This is a genomic window from Lachnoanaerobaculum sp. ICM7 (assembly GCF_000287675.1).
Lineage (GTDB): Bacteria > Bacillota > Clostridia > Lachnospirales > Lachnospiraceae > Lachnoanaerobaculum.
This window is the reverse complement of record NZ_ALJL01000036.1, coordinates 163,676-181,945: the sequence shown is the minus strand read 5'-3', so window position 1 is coordinate 181,945 and position 18,270 is coordinate 163,676. Positions and strand designations below refer to the sequence as shown.

19 protein-coding genes are annotated in these 18,270 nt (G+C 35.5%); 4 read left to right on the top strand and 15 right to left on the bottom strand.

Annotation, left to right across the window (positions count from 1 at the left end; all coding sequences use genetic code 11):
• Positions 1-43: 43 nt before the first annotated feature.
• Positions 44-661 (bottom strand): TetR/AcrR family transcriptional regulator, encoded by a 618-nt coding sequence (locus tag HMPREF1140_RS12505; RefSeq protein WP_009664199.1) that lies wholly within the window; start codon positions 659-661, stop codon positions 44-46.
• Positions 662-1,055: 394 nt separating this feature from the next.
• Between HMPREF1140_RS12505 and HMPREF1140_RS12495 the strand changes: the two genes are divergently transcribed.
• From HMPREF1140_RS12495 to HMPREF1140_RS12480, 4 genes are read left to right on the top strand one after another with little or no spacing between them, the layout of a single operon-like run.
• Positions 1,056-1,301, top strand: coding sequence for a hypothetical protein (locus tag HMPREF1140_RS12495; protein ID WP_001813542.1), 246 nt, complete (start codon positions 1,056-1,058; stop codon positions 1,299-1,301).
• A complete protein-coding gene (locus tag HMPREF1140_RS12490; protein WP_000806926.1) occupies positions 1,298-1,633 on the top strand; it encodes a DinB/UmuC family translesion DNA polymerase in 336 nt (111 codons plus the stop codon). The genes HMPREF1140_RS12495 and HMPREF1140_RS12490 overlap by 4 nt, the downstream gene beginning before the upstream one ends.
• A 12-nt stretch (positions 1,634-1,645) precedes the next feature.
• On the top strand, positions 1,646-2,014 hold the full coding sequence (locus tag HMPREF1140_RS12485) for a hypothetical protein (RefSeq protein WP_000567222.1): 369 nt from the start codon (positions 1,646-1,648) through the stop codon (positions 2,012-2,014).
• Positions 2,001-2,300, top strand: a complete 300-nt coding sequence (locus HMPREF1140_RS12480) for a DUF5960 family protein (protein WP_001072467.1) — start codon at positions 2,001-2,003, stop codon at positions 2,298-2,300. Before HMPREF1140_RS12485 ends, HMPREF1140_RS12480 begins: the two co-directional genes overlap by 14 nt.
• A 117-nt stretch (positions 2,301-2,417) precedes the next feature.
• Here the strand turns inward: HMPREF1140_RS12480 and msr(D) are convergent, their stop codons facing one another.
• The 14 genes from msr(D) to HMPREF1140_RS12410 form a co-directional block, all read right to left on the bottom strand.
• Positions 2,418-3,881, bottom strand: a complete 1,464-nt coding sequence (msr(D), locus tag HMPREF1140_RS12475; RefSeq protein ID WP_000420313.1) for an ABC-F type ribosomal protection protein Msr(D) — start codon at positions 3,879-3,881, stop codon at positions 2,418-2,420.
• Between the two features lie 119 nt (positions 3,882-4,000).
• On the bottom strand, positions 4,001-5,218 hold the full coding sequence (gene mef(A) / locus HMPREF1140_RS12470; protein WP_000417519.1) for a macrolide efflux MFS transporter Mef(A): 1,218 nt from the start codon (positions 5,216-5,218) through the stop codon (positions 4,001-4,003).
• A gap of 385 nt (positions 5,219-5,603) precedes the next feature.
• Positions 5,604-5,774, bottom strand: a complete 171-nt coding sequence (locus tag HMPREF1140_RS12465; RefSeq protein ID WP_000873143.1) for a hypothetical protein — start codon at positions 5,772-5,774, stop codon at positions 5,604-5,606.
• Positions 5,775-6,546: 772 nt separating this feature from the next.
• Positions 6,547-8,037 carry an LA2681 family HEPN domain-containing protein gene (locus tag HMPREF1140_RS12460; protein WP_009664121.1) on the bottom strand — a complete coding sequence of 497 codons (1,491 nt, stop codon included), beginning with the start codon at positions 8,035-8,037 and terminating at the stop codon, positions 6,547-6,549.
• Entirely contained in the window at positions 8,024-8,791 is a 768-nt protein-coding gene (locus tag HMPREF1140_RS12455; RefSeq protein ID WP_009664190.1) for a hypothetical protein, read from the bottom strand. The genes HMPREF1140_RS12460 and HMPREF1140_RS12455 overlap by 14 nt, the downstream gene beginning before the upstream one ends.
• A 582-nt stretch (positions 8,792-9,373) precedes the next feature.
• A complete protein-coding gene (locus HMPREF1140_RS12450; RefSeq protein WP_009664105.1) occupies positions 9,374-9,949 on the bottom strand; it encodes a GNAT family N-acetyltransferase in 576 nt (191 codons plus the stop codon).
• Entirely contained in the window at positions 9,942-10,634 is a 693-nt protein-coding gene (locus HMPREF1140_RS12445) for a potassium channel family protein (RefSeq protein ID WP_009664208.1), read from the bottom strand. The genes HMPREF1140_RS12450 and HMPREF1140_RS12445 overlap by 8 nt, the downstream gene beginning before the upstream one ends.
• 19 nt (positions 10,635-10,653) lie before the next feature.
• Positions 10,654-11,994, bottom strand: coding sequence for a TrkH family potassium uptake protein (locus HMPREF1140_RS12440; protein WP_035620580.1), 1,341 nt, complete (start codon positions 11,992-11,994; stop codon positions 10,654-10,656).
• A gap of 58 nt (positions 11,995-12,052) precedes the next feature.
• Positions 12,053-13,468, bottom strand: a complete 1,416-nt coding sequence (locus HMPREF1140_RS12435; RefSeq protein ID WP_009664052.1) for an oxaloacetate decarboxylase subunit alpha — start codon at positions 13,466-13,468, stop codon at positions 12,053-12,055.
• Between the two features lie 9 nt (positions 13,469-13,477).
• A complete protein-coding gene (locus HMPREF1140_RS12430; protein ID WP_009664072.1) occupies positions 13,478-14,629 on the bottom strand; it encodes a sodium ion-translocating decarboxylase subunit beta in 1,152 nt (383 codons plus the stop codon).
• 18 nt (positions 14,630-14,647) lie between these two features.
• Positions 14,648-15,013: a biotin/lipoyl-containing protein gene (locus HMPREF1140_RS12425; RefSeq protein ID WP_009664116.1), complete on the bottom strand. Its 366-nt coding sequence runs from the start codon at positions 15,011-15,013 to the stop codon at positions 14,648-14,650.
• Between the two features lie 11 nt (positions 15,014-15,024).
• Positions 15,025-15,753, bottom strand: coding sequence for an OadG family protein (locus tag HMPREF1140_RS12420; RefSeq protein ID WP_009664146.1), 729 nt, complete (start codon positions 15,751-15,753; stop codon positions 15,025-15,027).
• Positions 15,754-15,762: 9 nt separating this feature from the next.
• Positions 15,763-17,214 (bottom strand): acyl-CoA carboxylase subunit beta, encoded by a 1,452-nt coding sequence (locus tag HMPREF1140_RS12415; protein ID WP_009664080.1) that lies wholly within the window; start codon positions 17,212-17,214, stop codon positions 15,763-15,765.
• Between the two features lie 231 nt (positions 17,215-17,445).
• The gene (locus HMPREF1140_RS12410) at positions 17,446-18,267 is read right to left on the bottom strand and encodes a purine-nucleoside phosphorylase (RefSeq protein ID WP_009664159.1); all 822 of its coding nucleotides are present in this window, start codon (positions 18,265-18,267) and stop codon (positions 17,446-17,448) included.
• Between the last annotated feature and the right edge of the window lie 3 nt (positions 18,268-18,270).

The window sequence follows — 18,270 nt, the reverse complement described above, 5'->3', positions numbered from 1 at the left end:
AGCTATCGGTACATAGTTCTCTTTACAAACATTCTATCTTTTTTTAATTGCTAAAGAGTCCTTTTGTATTTAGGTTTTGTTCCAGCATTATCTTAAATGCATTCAAGTAATCTTTGACAGGTTCTTTCTTTGATGTTTTTATACCTATGTTATTTGAAACAAAAACATAGGCTGTCATAAGAAATTCTGCTGTTTCAGATGGATATTTTACAGAAAATACTTTTTCTGAGATGCCTTGATTTATTATCCTCTCAAAATATATAGTCAGTTTTTCAATGAGCTTATGGGATAACTTATCTAACATATAACGATTTTCTTTAAGATCAACCGTCTTTTGTAACTCAGTTCCCTCCGCTGAAACGTTATCTGTAGAGATTATTGTGGCATCTATAAAGGCTCTTATTTTTTCAATAGCAGTTTTGTCGTCATCATTGACAATCACATGAATATCTCTCAATAATTTCTCTGAATATCGTTCCACAAGACAATATAGAATATCTTCTTTGTTCTTAAAGTGATAGTATAACAAACCTCGTGATATATTTACCTTATCGACTATATCCTGAGTTGTTGTGTTCGCATATCCTTTCTCCATAAAGAGGAGCATAGAAGCATCCATAATCTCAGCCCGTCGAATTTCCGGATCTTTTACATCTCGCATTTTATTCCTCCTGATTATAAATTATACTGCTCTACTGACAAATTGTCAATTATAAAATTATCTTTTTGAGGATAGCAAAAAATCCTTGACACCAAGGCTTTTTCGTCAACATTTTTTTCTAAGCTCGTACAAGCAGTGATACTGCCTCAACGTGTGCTGAGAGCTTTCTTCTATACTAATAGACGAAAGGGTGTGAAAATGATTTTTAAATGATACTGTGGAACGGAACAGTAGCCCTAGTATTGACTACTGTCGTTTCTATTCATATTGGCTATTCTAGGACTGAGATGAAAAAATCTATAAATGCTCAGAATAAAATTGAACCCGCAAATCTCCCCAAAACAATGGTGAGTCATGTACTTGTATTATTCCGAAAAAATACACCTCTGGTGCAGTGAGACAAATTGGTGTATCTTATAGTGGCTTCGTAGATGAAAGCTATACTCTACTATCACTCTTTGATGATGTAGAACAAATTGAAAAAGATAATAGACTTCAGACAGCTATTGATGTTGTCAGAGAACAGTTTGGTTTTTTAGCCATACAAAAAGGAACCGTCCTAACTGAAGGTTCCAGAAATATTGAACGCAGTAAACTTATCGGTGGTCATTCCGCGGGTGGATTGGAGGGATTAAAATGAAACAAGAAAAAAATACAGTACAATTTTCAGAAATCCGTAGCAAAGGATGTAATGATATTGAAATGCTTGAAAGATTTTTACATGGAATCGTTGAAACAGCAACTTCAAAACTTCGTCAGAGAAAACTCAAAACAACTGAAATATCGATACGACTAGTACATGCTAAATCTGAAAACCGATTACCATTGGAATTTACATTTAGCATTAAGCCAACAAGCTCATCTGTGATAATCTATACTGAGGTAATCAATCGCTTTAAAGAATGTTACACAGGTGGGGGAATTCAAGGTTTTACGATTCAATTTGATAAAAATACCCTTGCCTCTGCATAGAAAGGATTTGATATGATTGACCGTTCATATTTACCATTTCAATCAGCAAGAGAGTACCAGGATACAAAGATGCAAAAATGGATGGGCTTTTTCCTATCTGAACATGCATCAGCACTCTCTGATGATACAAACAAAGTAACGTACATGTCTGACTTATCACTAGAGAAGAAATTATTACTCCTCAGTCAAGTATACGCCGGGCAGCTACGCACACGCATTCAAGTGATTGAAAAAAACAAGCGTGTTTCCTACACTGGAACAATACCAAGTCTGACCAAAGATTTCATTTTGATAAAAACTACAACAGGTCACATCAATTTGAAATTAAAAGACATTATTAGTATTGAACTTGTCGAGGAGGTGCTCTATGAATCAGCTTGAGTTTCAGCGTAATCACCTACAAATGGACTATTATAGCGAGAGCTACCAAGATTTTGAACGTGACTTCTACCGCTACTCTAACATGAATATTCCATTGACCTTCCTAACTGATGATATCCTAAAAACAATGGCGACTTCACGTAAGAATTACTTTGTCCTCAATAAGGAAAAGTCCAGAGATAACCGCGATCACTTCTTCATATTTGAAGTAAGTACCGTAGATGAGAATCCGCTAATCTATCATTATACATATAAGAAAACTACAATATATTTAGCAGAAAAATAGGAGCAGTTCAATTGACTGTTCCTATTTTTAATATTCATAAAATCTAAAGTCTTTATACTCTTTAACAATGGAGTCGCCAACCAGAACAGACTATACTGACCAGCGACTACCTTAAATTTAATGTTTCAGATTTATTTTCTTATCTCTAATTTCATAAACTACATCTGCTACATTTTCGAGTAATCGTTTATCGTGGGTGATAAACACGATAGTTCCGGTGTACTCCTTCATTAGTATTTCCAAAGCCTCTAAACTTGGTATGTCAAGGAAGTTACTGGGTTCATCCATTATTAGGATGTTATATCTACCCATGAGCATTTTAGCAAGCAACAATTTTATAATTTCTCCACCGCTTAAAACAGATAAACTTTTTCCAATATCGTTCTGTTTGAACCCCATAGATGCTAGCACTGAACGAATTTCTGATATATTGTAGTCACAATCCTTCTGCATAAACTCCATAACATTCTGATTACTGTTGTACTTGTAACCATTCTGTGCAAAGTAACCTATTTTTGCCTTAGGCGAAATAGAAATTCCTTCTTCATGGTTTAAGATCATTTGGATTAAAGTTGTTTTTCCGATTCCATTACCACCAGTTAACGCCACTTTTGCTCCTAACGGAATTTGAAAAGATGCATTTTCAAACAGAGCCTTATCCCCAAATACTTTATTAATTTCTGCACCGACTATAGGGTATGGATTATGGAGCTCCAATGCTTTACTTTGCCTGAAACGAATTCTGCGAATGCCTTCCGGAGCTTCTACTTTTCCTAAGGCCGCAATCCTGTGCTCTAGGGTTTTAGCAGCATTATACATCTTTTTTTCCTTACTTCCTATTGATTTTTGATGAGCTAAACGCCCTCCGTCTTCAGTACTTTTTTTCTTTGAAGAACCTTTTGCCTTCTGTTCTATTTTACGAGCCTGTTTTCGCTTTTCCTCCGCAGCCCTTTCCAATCGGGCACGTTCCGCAATAAATTGTTCGTATTCTGCAGCTTGGCTCTTACGTTCTTCCTCTTTCTGACGAAGATAATCAGAATAGTTTCCCCAATACTCAGTGATTTTGCCATCTTTCAGTTCCCATATTTTATCTACTATTTCATCAAGAAAATAGCGGTCATGGCTAATAACTAACAGTGCACCTGTAAAATATTTTAGCTGTCCTATTAGAAAATCAATTCCTTCACGGTCTAAATGGCTCGTAGGTTCATCCGCTAAAATACCATGAACCTGTGCCGATAAGGCCTGTGCTATTTTAAGCCTTGTTTCTTCACCACCGCTCATAGTCTGTATATTTAATTGCTCAACACCTAGCTTGCCTACAAGTGCAAAATCTTTTTCCTCCTGCAGAGTTACTTCGTCCAACTGGGGAATATAGGCAAGTTCACCCAGACGATTCATTTTACATCCTGGGGGAGTTAATTCTCCTAAAAGTACCCTGAGTAAAGTGCTTTTTCCAGCACCATTTGCTCCTACTAAACCAATACGGTCATAATCATATACTTCTAATTCATTTATATCTAAAACATCGCGTCCTTTGAATTCCACACGAATGTCTTTTGCTTTTAATATTAATTCCATAACATTTCCTCCTGTCTATAATCGCATGCTTTCATTTGCTTGTATGCAGGGAAAACCCTGCGATTTTAGCAGGAAGAGTTACATGAAAATAAGATACATAAATATTCCTCCAATATTGTTTATTTTAAATCTAATTTTCTAACCTCAGTTATCATTTGGCAAACTATAGCAATGCCAATAATTAAAATACCTGATAGTAAAAACCAATGATTTACACCGATTTTATCAGCAAAGAATCCAGAAAGAATTAACCCAATTGGCATAGCAAGTGACATGATACTTCCGATCAAAGAAAATACACGTCCTAAATATTCAGGCTTAATTTTCTCCTGAAAAAGAGCTGTTTGCACACCGCTATAAAATGGCACCGAAAGCCCCATTATTGCACAGCAAACTACGAATATTACAAATCCATTTGGAGGAAGTATTCCCGAAACGGCTAAACTGGTCCCCATTATAAAAAATGAACTTGTTATTAGTAATACATGCTTTTCGAAGCCCCCTAATCTTCCTAATAATAAGCCTCCTGCTAGCATCCCAAATGCAAAGGAAATTTCCGTAATAGAAATATGCACAGGCGTTCCATTAAAGTGTTCCATGCTTATTAAAGGAAATAGTGCATTGATTGGCATATAAACAAAAGTATATAGTGTTCCTAAGAGTAATAAGGCAAACAATCCTTTGTTTTGTCTCAGAACCACAACTCCTTCTTTCATCTCCCTTATGAAATTTGGTTCTAAACTTTGCACTTGATTACCCAGCTTAGGTATACGTACAATTGCTACCGTAATAGATGCAATCACAGCACCCAATACGTCGATGGCAATAATAGCATTTAAATCCCAAACGGAGTATAAGAGTGCTGCAACTGCCGGACTAACAATATAGCTTATAGACTGCAAAGACTGACTATAGCCTGCGCATTTCGTTAGCTGTTCTTCTGGTACTAAAAGTGGTGTAACCGCATTGAGTGCTGGGGTATGAAAAGCTGTTCCAATGCTACGGATAAACAATACTATCATAATCATCCAGACAGGTAGCTCCATACAGAATGCAACAATAGCAAGCACTGCACCAGCTGCTGCGATAATTAAATCGGCACCAATCATTATCTTCTTCCTATCATGACGATCCACTAGCACACCAATGGCAGGTCCCAAAATCGCATAGGGTAAAAAACCTACTAATGAAGCCATAGACAAGACCATCGCAGATCCTGTTTTTTCTGTAAGGTAAAAAATAATCGCCATTTGCAGGATGGCACTAGTGATTAATGATACTGCTTGCCCTGCCCATATTGCATAAAATTTTCGTTTCCAATTGTTGTATTTTTCCATTTATATTATCTCCTGCATATTATTTTGCTTGAATTTCTATTTTGAATAGCATTCTAGGCAATAAAAAATGCAGGCCAAACCCCACAATGTGGCTTTTGGTCTGCATACATACAATTTGGAAACATTCATATTAAAGACATAGTTAAATAAAGGTATAGTTAAATAACCAATATCCTCACCGTAACTAATGAATGCTCAATATCGTATAAATAAGCACAACAAAAAAGCCTATCATCGGGTATAGATTCTGCTTTTTTTATTGCCAGCTTATCTTAAACGCATTGAGGCTGTCATAGTTTCGGTTCCTCCTACATCTTTGTTTATATCAATTTATAGTATAACACAACAAGATGATATGTTCAATATAAAAGTTATGGAATGAGACTCATACTTCCAATTCGATGCCAGATTTAAAGGATATGACGAAGTTTTCTTCATAGACTGTAACGCTCTGGATTATCTTCCTTAGTAGCAAGCGATTAGCTTTCACAAAATCTTCTGTTTGTAGTTTTAAAAATTCATCAGGATTTTCTAACTCAACCTCAAAATATTTCATTTTACATTCCCTCATTTCATTTATTGATAAATTGAGTTTGCAAAAAAGAGTGGACAATTTTTGTCTACTCTTAACCTTTAAAATAGTTTTTTTTAATCGATTTGAAGTTGCCTAAATTATTACTTATTCGGTAAAATGAAGTATTGCTTTCAACAGATTTCCTTCAACTACACTTCACTTGATTCAAACAAGGTGGGTACATTTCTATTCCCACAAACTCCTTGTCAATGGAAACAAACACGTACCCACAGGGTAAATGGAAATAGAAACTGATAATTTCTAGCTATCACTTCTACTCATTCCAAAAATTTTCTCACTCTGATACTTACCCACCATAAAGCAAAAAGCCTTGCAATCAAGGCTTTCATTATCCCTTTCGTTCAAAGGTTTCTAAGCTTTTACGAGCAGAGCGACACACTCAGCGGTTCGCTATCTCCGTTCTGTCTGCGTGCTAGCACTTGTCAATCACGGACAGCTATCGCATGGGCGGAAGTAAATGCTAATCTTCGTCGTTTTACTCCTTGACTAGCAAACTTACCGCCTCAACATGGGTTTTAGAGGACTAAATGGAGACTGAATTGCCTGATAGCGATGTAGTATTGATTAAGCAATCAACAAATAATGTACAAAACAAAAATAAAGTACACTGCTTAATGAGTGTACTTTATCCTTCTAATTCAGTTTTATCAATGGTTTAGATCTAGTTAAGTCGATTAGTTAAATGAATTTAGGCTATTGCTTTTTATAACGACTATAAATTGTATGTTCAATGCTATAATTTATCTTCCGAATCTACTTCTTCATAATTTATCGGAATTAAAGCAACTTCACTGCTTATAGTAGATTGTTTTTCATTTTCACTTATTTGAATGGCATTTTTGAGTGAAAAAATAACTTCTCTTACAAGATTTAATAAATCTAATGCAAACTCTTGAAGTTCAAATTCAGTTAGATACAGTCTGGTTTCATTATTATCTTCATTATCTTCACTTCCATTAAAAATATTCAATGTTATATTAGTAAATCTGTGCTCTAAATAATTTCTAATAATTTTCAATCGCTTTGAGTTTGGATTAGCTGTTAAAGAATTATCACCATTATCAAAATCTTTCTCTATCCAAAATATAGATGACAGACCAATATTCTTATCCAACATTTTATTTAAATCACTATTTGATCTCCAAATTGAATGGAAATTTACTTGTCGAGTTTTAATTTTTAAAGAATAATATTCATTTATAAACATAGCTACTTTATCTAATAATGAATATAGTGTTTTAAAAGATGCTTTTAATCCTTCAACTCGGATAGAGTATTGTACATAGTCTAGACAATCAATAAGATAAACATTCTCATCAGCATAATGAACCGAATCAATTTCAATGCTATTAAAACAGAGATAACGCGCATAAACATATTCTTGCTTAATTTGATTAAACATAGAAATATATTTGTTTAAATCTTTATCCGATTGAAATAATAAACTTGGTAGTAAAAGATTATCATCATATCTATTTATATCGTCAGCTTGTAAGTCATTAAGTGGATTAAGATACAGCCCGTTATTCCAACACCATTCGCGATACTTTTGTGAATTAGGATTATAATCGATGGTTTTACAAGAGCATTCATCTAAGTCTTTATAATTAAGATATTGTTCGTAAAGTTCAATAAATCGCTTTTCTGCATAATCAACTCTGTTTGGATCTGAAACAGTTATGCTTGTTTCTATTAAATTTTTAATTTTTTTAATAAAGTGGAGGTGTTCGTTATCATTCAAAAAATTACGATAATGATCTAGACAAATAGCCAAGTTACCACTAGCCATTGTGAATCTTGGATTGATTTGTATACATTTACAATACATCTTAATAGCTAACTGCTTTCTACCACAAGCATCTAATAAATTTGCGTAATTAGTGTAAAGTGAACATAATAATGGGAAAACAAACCTACTGTTCTCAGAATTTATATCAACGTTATTTGAAATTTCTATAGCTTTTCTTAAGTAATAAATTTGTTGAACTGTAAAATCGGTATCTATGTTGAAAACTAAGTTATCACTTAGTTCAAATATATCAGCGTATGCTGTCCCAATAGAATAAAATAATTGAATTTTGGAAATATCATCAATAGTGTTTTCCATATTTTTTCCAAATTCTATTAGTCTATAGATTTCCTCTATATTTTTATGTTTAAAAGCATTATCGAAATCCATTGACAATTTAAGTACACTATGATTAATTGGATTATTTGTTAACATCTTCACCCCAAACTAAATATCTCGATTTTAAATTTGATTTTCCTTTATTTTCCTGTTCTTCAACTAACATATCAGATAAAAACTCTTTTATCATGTCCCAATTAAAATTCTCTTTAAATCCTCTACTACCATCAGAAGGAACATTTAATGAAAATGTTGCAAATACGGTTTCACAAGTTCTTCTTGGAAATTTTGCTAAGTAAGAATCAAAAAATGAATTTGAATACCTATAATGATGGCTATGAATAAAGTCTTTCCATGTATTTAGCATAGTCTCTTCGTCTATAATATCTATTACGGAAACTTCTTCAAGTGGTCGGTCTTCAATATTTCCCCATGCTTTTTTCATTAAATTAACAGCATCTACATCGTTCTTAGGAGCACTGTATCCAAAAATAGTTAACATATATGAATGATCGACAAAGTAATCTAATGCTTTCCAACACCAATTTATGTATCCATCGGAAGAATAGTCTTTGTTTTTTACGGGATACAATAATTTTGTTGGATTTAATTTTTTATAACATGTTGGGCAATAGTAATCTACTGTTCCAAACTCAGTATGTTCTTCACAAAAACCGACAGCTACATTCCCATGTAAACAAAGAATTTGTGGCAGGTTCAGAGTAATTTTTGAACAGCGAACATAAGCTTGTATAAGTAAAGGGTCCCAATTAAACGTAGCTATGCAATCTTTATTAGTTAAACTTAATATTAAAAGATCATAAATTGTTGGTTCATCAGGTAACTCCAACGAAGCAAAATAATCATAGAGTCTTTCTTCTAGTTTTTTAACTATTTCGGAGCACTCTTCTCTCTCAAATAATTCTGAATAGATATCTTCTAAATTTTCGCTCTTTGTCTGTAATTCAACACCAGCAAGAATTTCTTCTAAATTTAGTTTTTTAGCAATCCATTCATAACTGGAGAACTTTTTCCGTTTTTATCACCATCTGGTATTGCTGCAATAGTAGCACCAGCGCCTAGAATAACTGTATGCGATCTCATCTCATTTCTCCTGAAAGTCTTTTGACACTATTATACCACTGTATCTACTTTATCTATGCTTCAAATACTAATCTTATAACCATAAATATTTTAAATAAAATGTACAATTGAACTGTCACTTCTTCTACACCAATTAGAGTAAAAAATGTACAAATCAATTTCTTATATTAGAGAATATTACGTACTACAAAACATACAAAATACCACTCTAGAATAATGTACAAAACAAAAATAAAGTACACTTTTTAAAGAATGTACTTTATGCTTCTAATTCAGTTGTATCAATCGTTTAAGTCTTGTTAGCTCAATTGTACATAAACTTTTAGTTTTAAAGAATATAATCTGTCTCCTCAAACTTTATAAATTCTTTAATCTCCTCATGCTTACCTATAATCTTCTCCATCCACACCATATGATACCATCTACCGAATTTATGACCGCAGTTTTCAAATTTTCCAACCATTCTAAACCCGATATGTTCATGAAACTGTACACTGTTATTATTTAAATATTCATCCTCTTTATCCACATAACCGATACATGAATATAAATTTGTTATATTCTGCTCCTTTGCTATATCCTCCAAGACCGAGTATAATTTTTTGCCTATACCCATTTTCTTCTTATCCGGATTTAGGTATATGGTGGTCTCTGCACTTAATTCATAAGCCTTTCTTCCTACAAATGAATGCAAATAGGCATATCCAAGTATTTCATCATCCTTACAGGCAACAATAAACGGATAGCTTTTTAAAACCTCTTCTATTCTTAATTTAAACTCTTCCTCACTTGGTACTTCTGTTTCAAATGATATTGCCGTATCCGTTACATAATATGCATATATTTTGAGCAGTTCTTTAGCATCCTCAGGTTTTGCAAATCTAATAGAAATATCATCAATCATCTTCTTCAGCCTCTTCTTCAGTTGTAAAATTGCTTGAATCAAAATTTAAGAATTTTTTCAAATATTTATTTGCTCCGTAAACCATTATATCCTGATCCTTTTCAAACTTTGTCTGTGGAGTAATAGTCATATACCAGTTCTCACCTTTTTTTATTCCCATAATATTAACTTTGTATTTTTTCCTTATATCAAGCTCCAATACGGTTTTTCCCTCCCAGCTTTTAGGAACCTTACATTCAAATATAGAATTTTCTCCGGGCAGCTCTATATAATTTGAAATATTATTTGAACTGTATCTTATTGCAGTCCATTCAGCCAGCTGTCTTTCAGGATATACCACTTCATTTGCCCCGTTTCTTAAAAGAAATTTTGCTTGCGTATCTCTGGATGCTCTGGCTACCACATATTTTGCTCCACACTCACTAAGAAGTGACGTTGTTTCAAGTGAAGTTTGAAAATCATCACCTATTGCCACAAAACAGGCATCAAAATTACTTACACCGATTGATTTTATAAACTCACTCTTTGTACTGTCTCCTATCATTGAATTTAAGGTATAAGGCAGCACCGGCTCTATACAGTCCTCGTTTCTGTCCACAGCCATTACATCATATCCCAGTTCATATAATTTCTTACATAAATGGCGCCCAAAACGCCCTACTCCTATTACTAAAAAACTCTTCATAATTCACCTTCTATAAAATTTATCCTACTGCTACCTGATCCTTGGGGTATCTTGCATTTCCGTTATTTTTAGGAGTAACTGCTGCAAATATAAGCGTTATACCTCCTACTCTTCCGATATACATCATACATATTAATAAAAGTTTTGAAACTGTCCCGAGACTTGGGGTAATTCCCAAAGTTAAGCCGACCGTTGCGACTGCGGATGCGGACTCAAACATTGTTTCTTTCAGCGAAAATCCCTCTATACCGCTTATCAGCATGGATCCTGCTATAAATAAAGCAACATCCAAAAACAGTACAGCAACTGCATTTTTTATTATATCCGGCTCAATTCTTTTCTTAAATACCGCTACTTCCTTGTCCTGTTTTAAAATGGAACACATTGTAACAGCTAAAATAAATACGGTGCTCATCTTAATACCTCCGGCGGTAGAGCCTGAGCCCCCGCCTATAAGCATTAATATAACAGTCATTGCTATACCGTTGTCGCTGAACTTCGTATAATCTATAGTATTAAATCCTGCAGTCCTTGGTGTAACCGCCTGAAATAAACTTGAGAGCACTCTCGTCTTGATGTCCAATCCGCTAAATTCTGTAAAGAAAAATAATATGGACGGAAACAATACCAAAATAGATGTCATTGTAAGCACTATCTTAGTTTGAGTGGAATATCTTTTTATATCAAACCTGTAATCAAATATATCCTTCCATATAAGAAAACCCAGACCTCCTATCAGTATCAATAACATTATTGTTATATTTATCATTATATCGGATTGATACTTTGTCAAAGATGAAAATTTGCTTACATCACCCATCAAATCAAAACCTGCATTGCAAAATGCAGATATAGAATGAAATACAGAATAATATATTCCCTTTGTTATCCCAAAATTTTTCATAAAGCTTGGGAACATAAGGAGTGCACCCATCATCTCTATAATAATAGTCGCTTTAAATATAAAACTTGTAAGTCTGATAATACCGCCAATTTGTGGTGCTGAAAGTGCGCTTTGTAATGTGGCTCTGTCTCTTAGTCCTATTTTTTTGCCTGTAACCTGAGTAAATACGGTTAACATCGTTACCACACCGAGTCCTCCGCATTGTATCATAGCTATTATTATAATTTTCCCAAATACCGACCAATGTGTAGCGGTGTCATATACTATAAGGCCTGTAACACAGCTTGCGCTGGTTGCGGTAAACAGGGCATCTATAAAAGGTGTAAATTCCCTGCTTCTTGATGAAATAGGCAAACTTAGAATACTTGCCCCTATAAATATCATAATAATAAATCCAAACAGAATAATTCTGGCACTGCTAAATTGTTTTAAAACTTTTCTCTTTATTTCTCTCATTTTCACTTACATAAAAATCCCCTACATTAAGTAAGGGATTTTTGAATACTTATTTTACCTATACCGGATATGCTCCTGCTTCTTTGTCTGCTTTAGTCATATCCACTTTTGTCTTTTGTGCTGCTCTGTACTCAAAGAACTCCTCTGCAACCTTTGGGAAAAGTGCATATGTAAGCACATCTTCATCCTGCTCTTTCCACTTTGCAACCTGCTTCTCAAATTCAGGAAGCTGTGGTGCAATAAGATCTGCCGGTCTGCATGTAATAGGCTTCTCATCACCTATTATCTTCTTTTGCACTTCCTTATTGAAAGGTTTGATAGTCTGACCGAATTCTCCAAGCATTATCTTCTTTGATTCCTTTGGAACCAACTTATATCTCTCACCTGAGAGCACATTCATAACCGCCTGTGTACCTACTATCTGTGATGAAGGTGTAACAAGTGGCGGTTCTCCGAAGTCTTTTCTAACTCTTGGAATCTCCTCCAAAACTTCTCTGTACTTATCTTCCTTACCTGCTTCTTTTAACTGATTTATAAGGTTTGAAAGCATTCCTCCCGGAACCTGATATTTTAAAGTATTGATATTTACTCCAAGTACCTTAGGATTAAGTAATCCGCTCTTTATAAACTCTTCTCTTATAGGTCTGAAATAGTCTGCTATTTCAGAAAGTAAGTTGATATCAAGACCTGTATCATATGGTGTTCCTCTGAAAGTCTCTACCATTACTTCCGTTGCAGGTTGTGAAGTTCCAAGCGCAAGAGGTGAAATAGCTGTATCAATTATATCACAGCCTGACTCTACCGCCTTTAAAAGAGTCATAGAAGCCACACCTGCTGTATAGTGAGTATGAAGCTCTATAGGTAAGTTTGTAGATTCCTTAAGGCTTCCTATAAGTTCCTCTGCGGCATATGGTGTCAAAAGTCCTGCCATATCCTTTACACAGAGAGAATCTGCACCCATGTCCTCAATTCTCTTTGCAATATCTTTCCAATACTCAAGTGTGTATGCATCGCCCAAAGTATAGCAAAGAGCTATTTGAACTTCAGCATTCTTCTCTTTATTTGCCGCATAAACAGCTGTCTTTAAGTTTCTGATATCATTTAACGCATCAAAAATACGAATTATATCAATACCGTTTGCAACCGACTTTTGAACGAAGTACTCTACAACATCATCTGCATAATGATTGTATCCAAGGATATTCTGTCCTCTAAAGAGCATTTGAAGTTTAGTGTTTTTGAATCCGTCTTTAAACTTACGAAGTCTTTCCCACGGATCTTCATGTAAGAATCTGAGCGAAGCGTCAAATGTAGCACCACCCCAACATTCTACAGCCCTGTATCCTACTTTATCCATTTTATCTATTATAGGAAGCATCTGTTCTGTAGTCATTCTTGTTGCTACCAAAGACTGATGTGCATCACGTAGCACAGTCTCAACTATCTGAACAGGCTTTTTCTGAATTTCTGCCATAATCCCTCCTTATACTATTCCGAATATTGCCATAAAGGTTCCGGCAGCTACAGCCGTACCGATAACACCTGCCACATTAGGCCCCATAGCATGCATCAAAAGGAAGTTTGTAGGATCATACTCTGCACCAACCTTTTGTGAAACTCTGGCTGCCATTGGCACTGCCGAAACACCTGCCGAACCGATAAGCGGATTTACCTTACCGCCTGTAACCTTACACATTATCTTACCGAATATTACACCTGCCCAGGTACCGAAAGCAAAAGCTATAAGTCCAAGTGCTACAATCTTTAAAGTTGTAACTTTAAGGAATGCCTCCGCACTTGTTGTAGCACCAACACTGGTTCCAAGTAAGATAACAACGATATACATCATTGCATTTGCTGCTGTCTCTGTAAGCTGCTTTACAACTCCACTCTCTTTAAAGAGGTTTCCAAGCATCAGCATACCTACCAAAGGTGCTGTAGTAGGAAGTATAAGACATACCACTACCGTAACTATTATAGGGAAAAGTATCTTCTCAAGCTGTGATACAGGACGAAGCTGCTCCATCTTGATTCTCTTCTCTTCATCAGTTGTAAAGAATTTCATAATAGGCGGCTGTATGATAGGTACCAAAGCCATATATGAATACGCCGCTACAGCTATAGGTCCCAGGTATTCAGTCTGTCCAAGCTTACCTGCAAGGAAGATAGAAGTAGGGCCGTCAGCTCCACCAATAATAGATATTGCCGCTGCCGCCTTATCATTAAATCCCATAAAGATTGCTATAAAATAAGCCGCATAAATTCCAAACTGTGCCGCTGCACCAAGTAAGAATGATTTCGGATTTGCTATAAGCGGACCGAAATCGGTCTGTGCACCTACACCCATGAATATAAGTGAAGGTAGTATACTCCATTCATCCAATACATAGAAATAGTGAAGCAAACCTCCAACACCGTTTGCCGAATTCTCAGGTCTAAGCATTATATCCGGGTAGATATTTACAAGTAACATACCGAAAGCAATCGGAACCAGCAAAAGAGGCTCAAATCCCTTTTTGATTGCCAAATACAGGAATATAAAGGCAACAAAAATCATTATCAAATTGCCAAAGGTAAGATTCATGAATGCGGTCTGAGCAATCAAATTGGATAATGTATTTAATATATAATCCATTTTTTCTCCCTCCGGATATTAGTTGATTGTTACAAGAGTTTGATTAGTTTCAACACTGTCTCCAACATTTACATTTATACTTGCAATTGTACCGTCCTCAAGTGCAACGATATCATTTTCCATCTTCATAGCTTCAAGTACAGCTACCACTTCACCTTTTTTAACTGCCTGATTAAGACTTACCTTGATTCCAAGGATCTTTCCGCTCATAGGTGCAACAACCTTTACTCTACCTTCACTTCCACTTGCAGCAGGTGCCGCCTGCTTAGCAACAGGTGCAACCGGTGTAGACACTACAGGTGTAACAGGAGCACTTGCTCCTCCTCTTTCCTCAACAGAAACTTCATATGATTTGCCATTTACTGTAATAGTATAATTCTTCATTTTTCCCTCCACTATCTTTTAACTCTCTTTATTGAACGAACTATAAGGTTTGATGCATCTGTATTGCTAAACTCCGCTATGGCTGCCGTTATAACCGCTACCAGCTCCAAATCATCCTCAAGATTTTCAGGCTCGTTTACCTTTACCGCCTCAATTACAGGTTCTTCCTTAGTCTTTGCTTTTAATTTATTCTCAAATACATTTATATACTTAAACAAGCTTATAAGGAATGATATAAAAATCAATATAATAAATACTGTTCCCATACCTAGAACTGTATTCAGTGCGGCCTTTTCCATATTTTCAATAACGCTGTACTTAGGTGTGATAGAAAATACCGCTACCTGATTTGTTTTGCTGTCAAAACCGAGTGTCATCTCGGATTTTCTCTTTTCGCCGGAATAATTTACCTTAACAACATAATTGCCTTCTGAAGCTGAGACTTTTGTATCATCAATTCCTACAAGATCTCCGACAAGCTCCTTTGTTGATTTAAAGTTTTTTACTCCTTCGGCAAAGGCTGTCTGACCGTTTTGCTCTACACCCTCAATTACCTGATCAAGCTCCGCATCATCCATTTTGTACAGCTGATTCAATAAGCTTTCAGCCTGTACAGGAAGCTGGTTTGAAACCTCCTCAGGTATTGAACTCTCAGAGTCGGCCTTCTTACCGCATGCACTAAGTGCCAGCATGGCAATCATAAACAGACTTAAGATTAAATACTTTATTCTCTTTTTCATGATTCACCTCTAAATTGATCCATGTTTCTTATATGGACGATCTTCTTTCTTTGTAAAAAGCATTTCAAAGGCTGCCAACAATCTCTTTCTTGTATCTGCTACTGTGATAATATCATCTACATATCCTCTTCTTGCAGCATATACGGCTGAATTTTGTAAGTTCTCATACTCTCTTGTTTTCTCTTCAAGAGTTGTCTTTATATCCTCACTTGAATCAATTTCTTTTGAATATATTATCTTTACAGCCTCACTTGCATTCATCATACCCATCTTTGCATTTTCCCATGCAAATACAATGTCAGCACCTATTGATTTTGAATTCATTGAAAGTGAAGCGCTTCCGTAAGCATCACCTACTATAAGGCTTACCTTAGGAACTGTTGCATTTGCATATGCATATGTAAGCTTTGCGCCTGCCTTAGGCATTCTCTTCTCACTGCATTTTGTAGCTTTATATCCTTTTACATCTACAAGTGTAAGTACAGGAATATTGAAAGCATCACAAAATTCAACAAAACCTGCCGCCTTATCACTTCCCTGATGAGAAAGTACATTTTCAAACTCATCTGCAATTTCACCGTTCTCATCATACAGTGCTCTTCTGTTTGCAACAACTCCGACAGTATTACCGTTTAATCTGATAAATCCTGTAAACATCTCTCTCGCAAAATTTTTCTTTACTTCAAGTACATATCCGCTGTCTGAAATAATATTCAGTGCAAGTGCAGGATCGCTTATTCTGCCCTCAAGTTCAGGTGTAAGTCTGTTTAAATCATCCATACATTCGATATATGACATATCATCTTCATTATTTGCAGGAAGAACTGAAATGAGCTCTCTGATTCCTAAAATGATTTCAGACTCGGTTCCTATAAAATCAACCAAACCTGTGGATTCCGATTGGAACTTGGCACTTGAAAAATCATTCTTATCCTGTGAATTTCCGTTTATAGCATTTGGAGAATTTACAAAGACTTTTGCCTTATCCTGCTCCATAAATACAAAATCACTGAGTCCGTTGCTTATTGCCATTCCACCGCCACTTAGACCGAATACCGCCTGTATCTGTGGAATAACACCGCTTGCTTTTGTCTGTGCTAAATATATTTTTCCAAAGGCATCCAATGCATCAAAAGACTCTTCAAGTCTAAGACCCGCACAATCAACCAGCCCTATTACCGGTGCTCCCATCTTCATTGCCATATCATATAGTGAAACAATCTTCTTTGCATGCATTTCTCCTATTGAGCCGCCAAGCACTGAAGGATCCTGACTGTACACATATACCAGACTGTCATTAATCGTACCGTAACCGGTCAAAACCCCATCCTTTGGAGTCTCCTTGTCAGATAGATTAAAATCTGTGTTCCTTGAACTTATATATGATCCAATTTCCACAAAACTTCCGATATCCAGCAAATCTTCAATTCGTTTCATAGCAGAAACTCCTATTTGAGCCATATACAAACCTCCGTATTAATTAATAAATTGTTGTGATTAAAGTGTATTTTAATCACTATAATATTATATTTTTCATGTAAAATATAATATTAATAAAATTGTTAAATACAAAACAATCTTAAGCTATTTTATAATGAAACTACTAAAAAAACAAGTGGATAAAACTGAAAATCACATTCATTTTAATAATACTTGTACAGTGAAAAAGGGGGCACTATGCCCCCAAAAAAATTATATGTTTTTTATTATGTTTTTAACCAATCCCTCAAATATATGAGAAACCTTATTTGCAGCCTCGGATACCTCTTCATGGCTGAGAGGTTGATCTAAGATACCTGCCGCCATATTTGTGAAGCATGAAATACCGCAGATTTCAATTCCCATATGATTTGCAGCAACAGCCTCTATCGCAGTGGACATGCCTACAGCATCGGCACCAAGCAATCTTGCAAGTTTTACCTCGGCAGGTGTCTCATATGCCGGACCGCTAAATTGCATGTATACACCCTCTCTTAGAGAAACTCCCACTTCCTTAGCGGACTTTCTTACCACATCCTGAAGTCTCTTTGAATAAACATTACTCATATCAGGAAATCTTGTTCCGAATTCACTTATGTTTTCACCTATAAGTGGTGAAGGTACTATGGTTGATATATGATCTGTGATCATCATCAAATCACCCGGCTTATATGAAGTATTTACAGCGCCTGCAGCATTTGTAAGAACTAACTTCTTTGCTCCAAGCATAATCATAAGTCTTGTAGGAAGTACTACATCTGTTACAGGATAACCCTCATAATAGTGAACTCTTCCCTTCATAATAACTGTCTTTACACCCTCAACCGTACCGAAGAGAAATCTTCCGTCATGCCCTGCCACAGTCGATACAGGAAATCCCTCAATACTTGAGTATGGAATCTCACATTCAACTTCCATATGCTTTGCAAACTCACCAAGACCTGAGCCAAGTACCAAAGCAACCTCAGGTGTAAAATCTGTAACTGTTCTGATATAATCATAGCTCTTTTTCACTTTTTCGAAAACCGGATTCATATA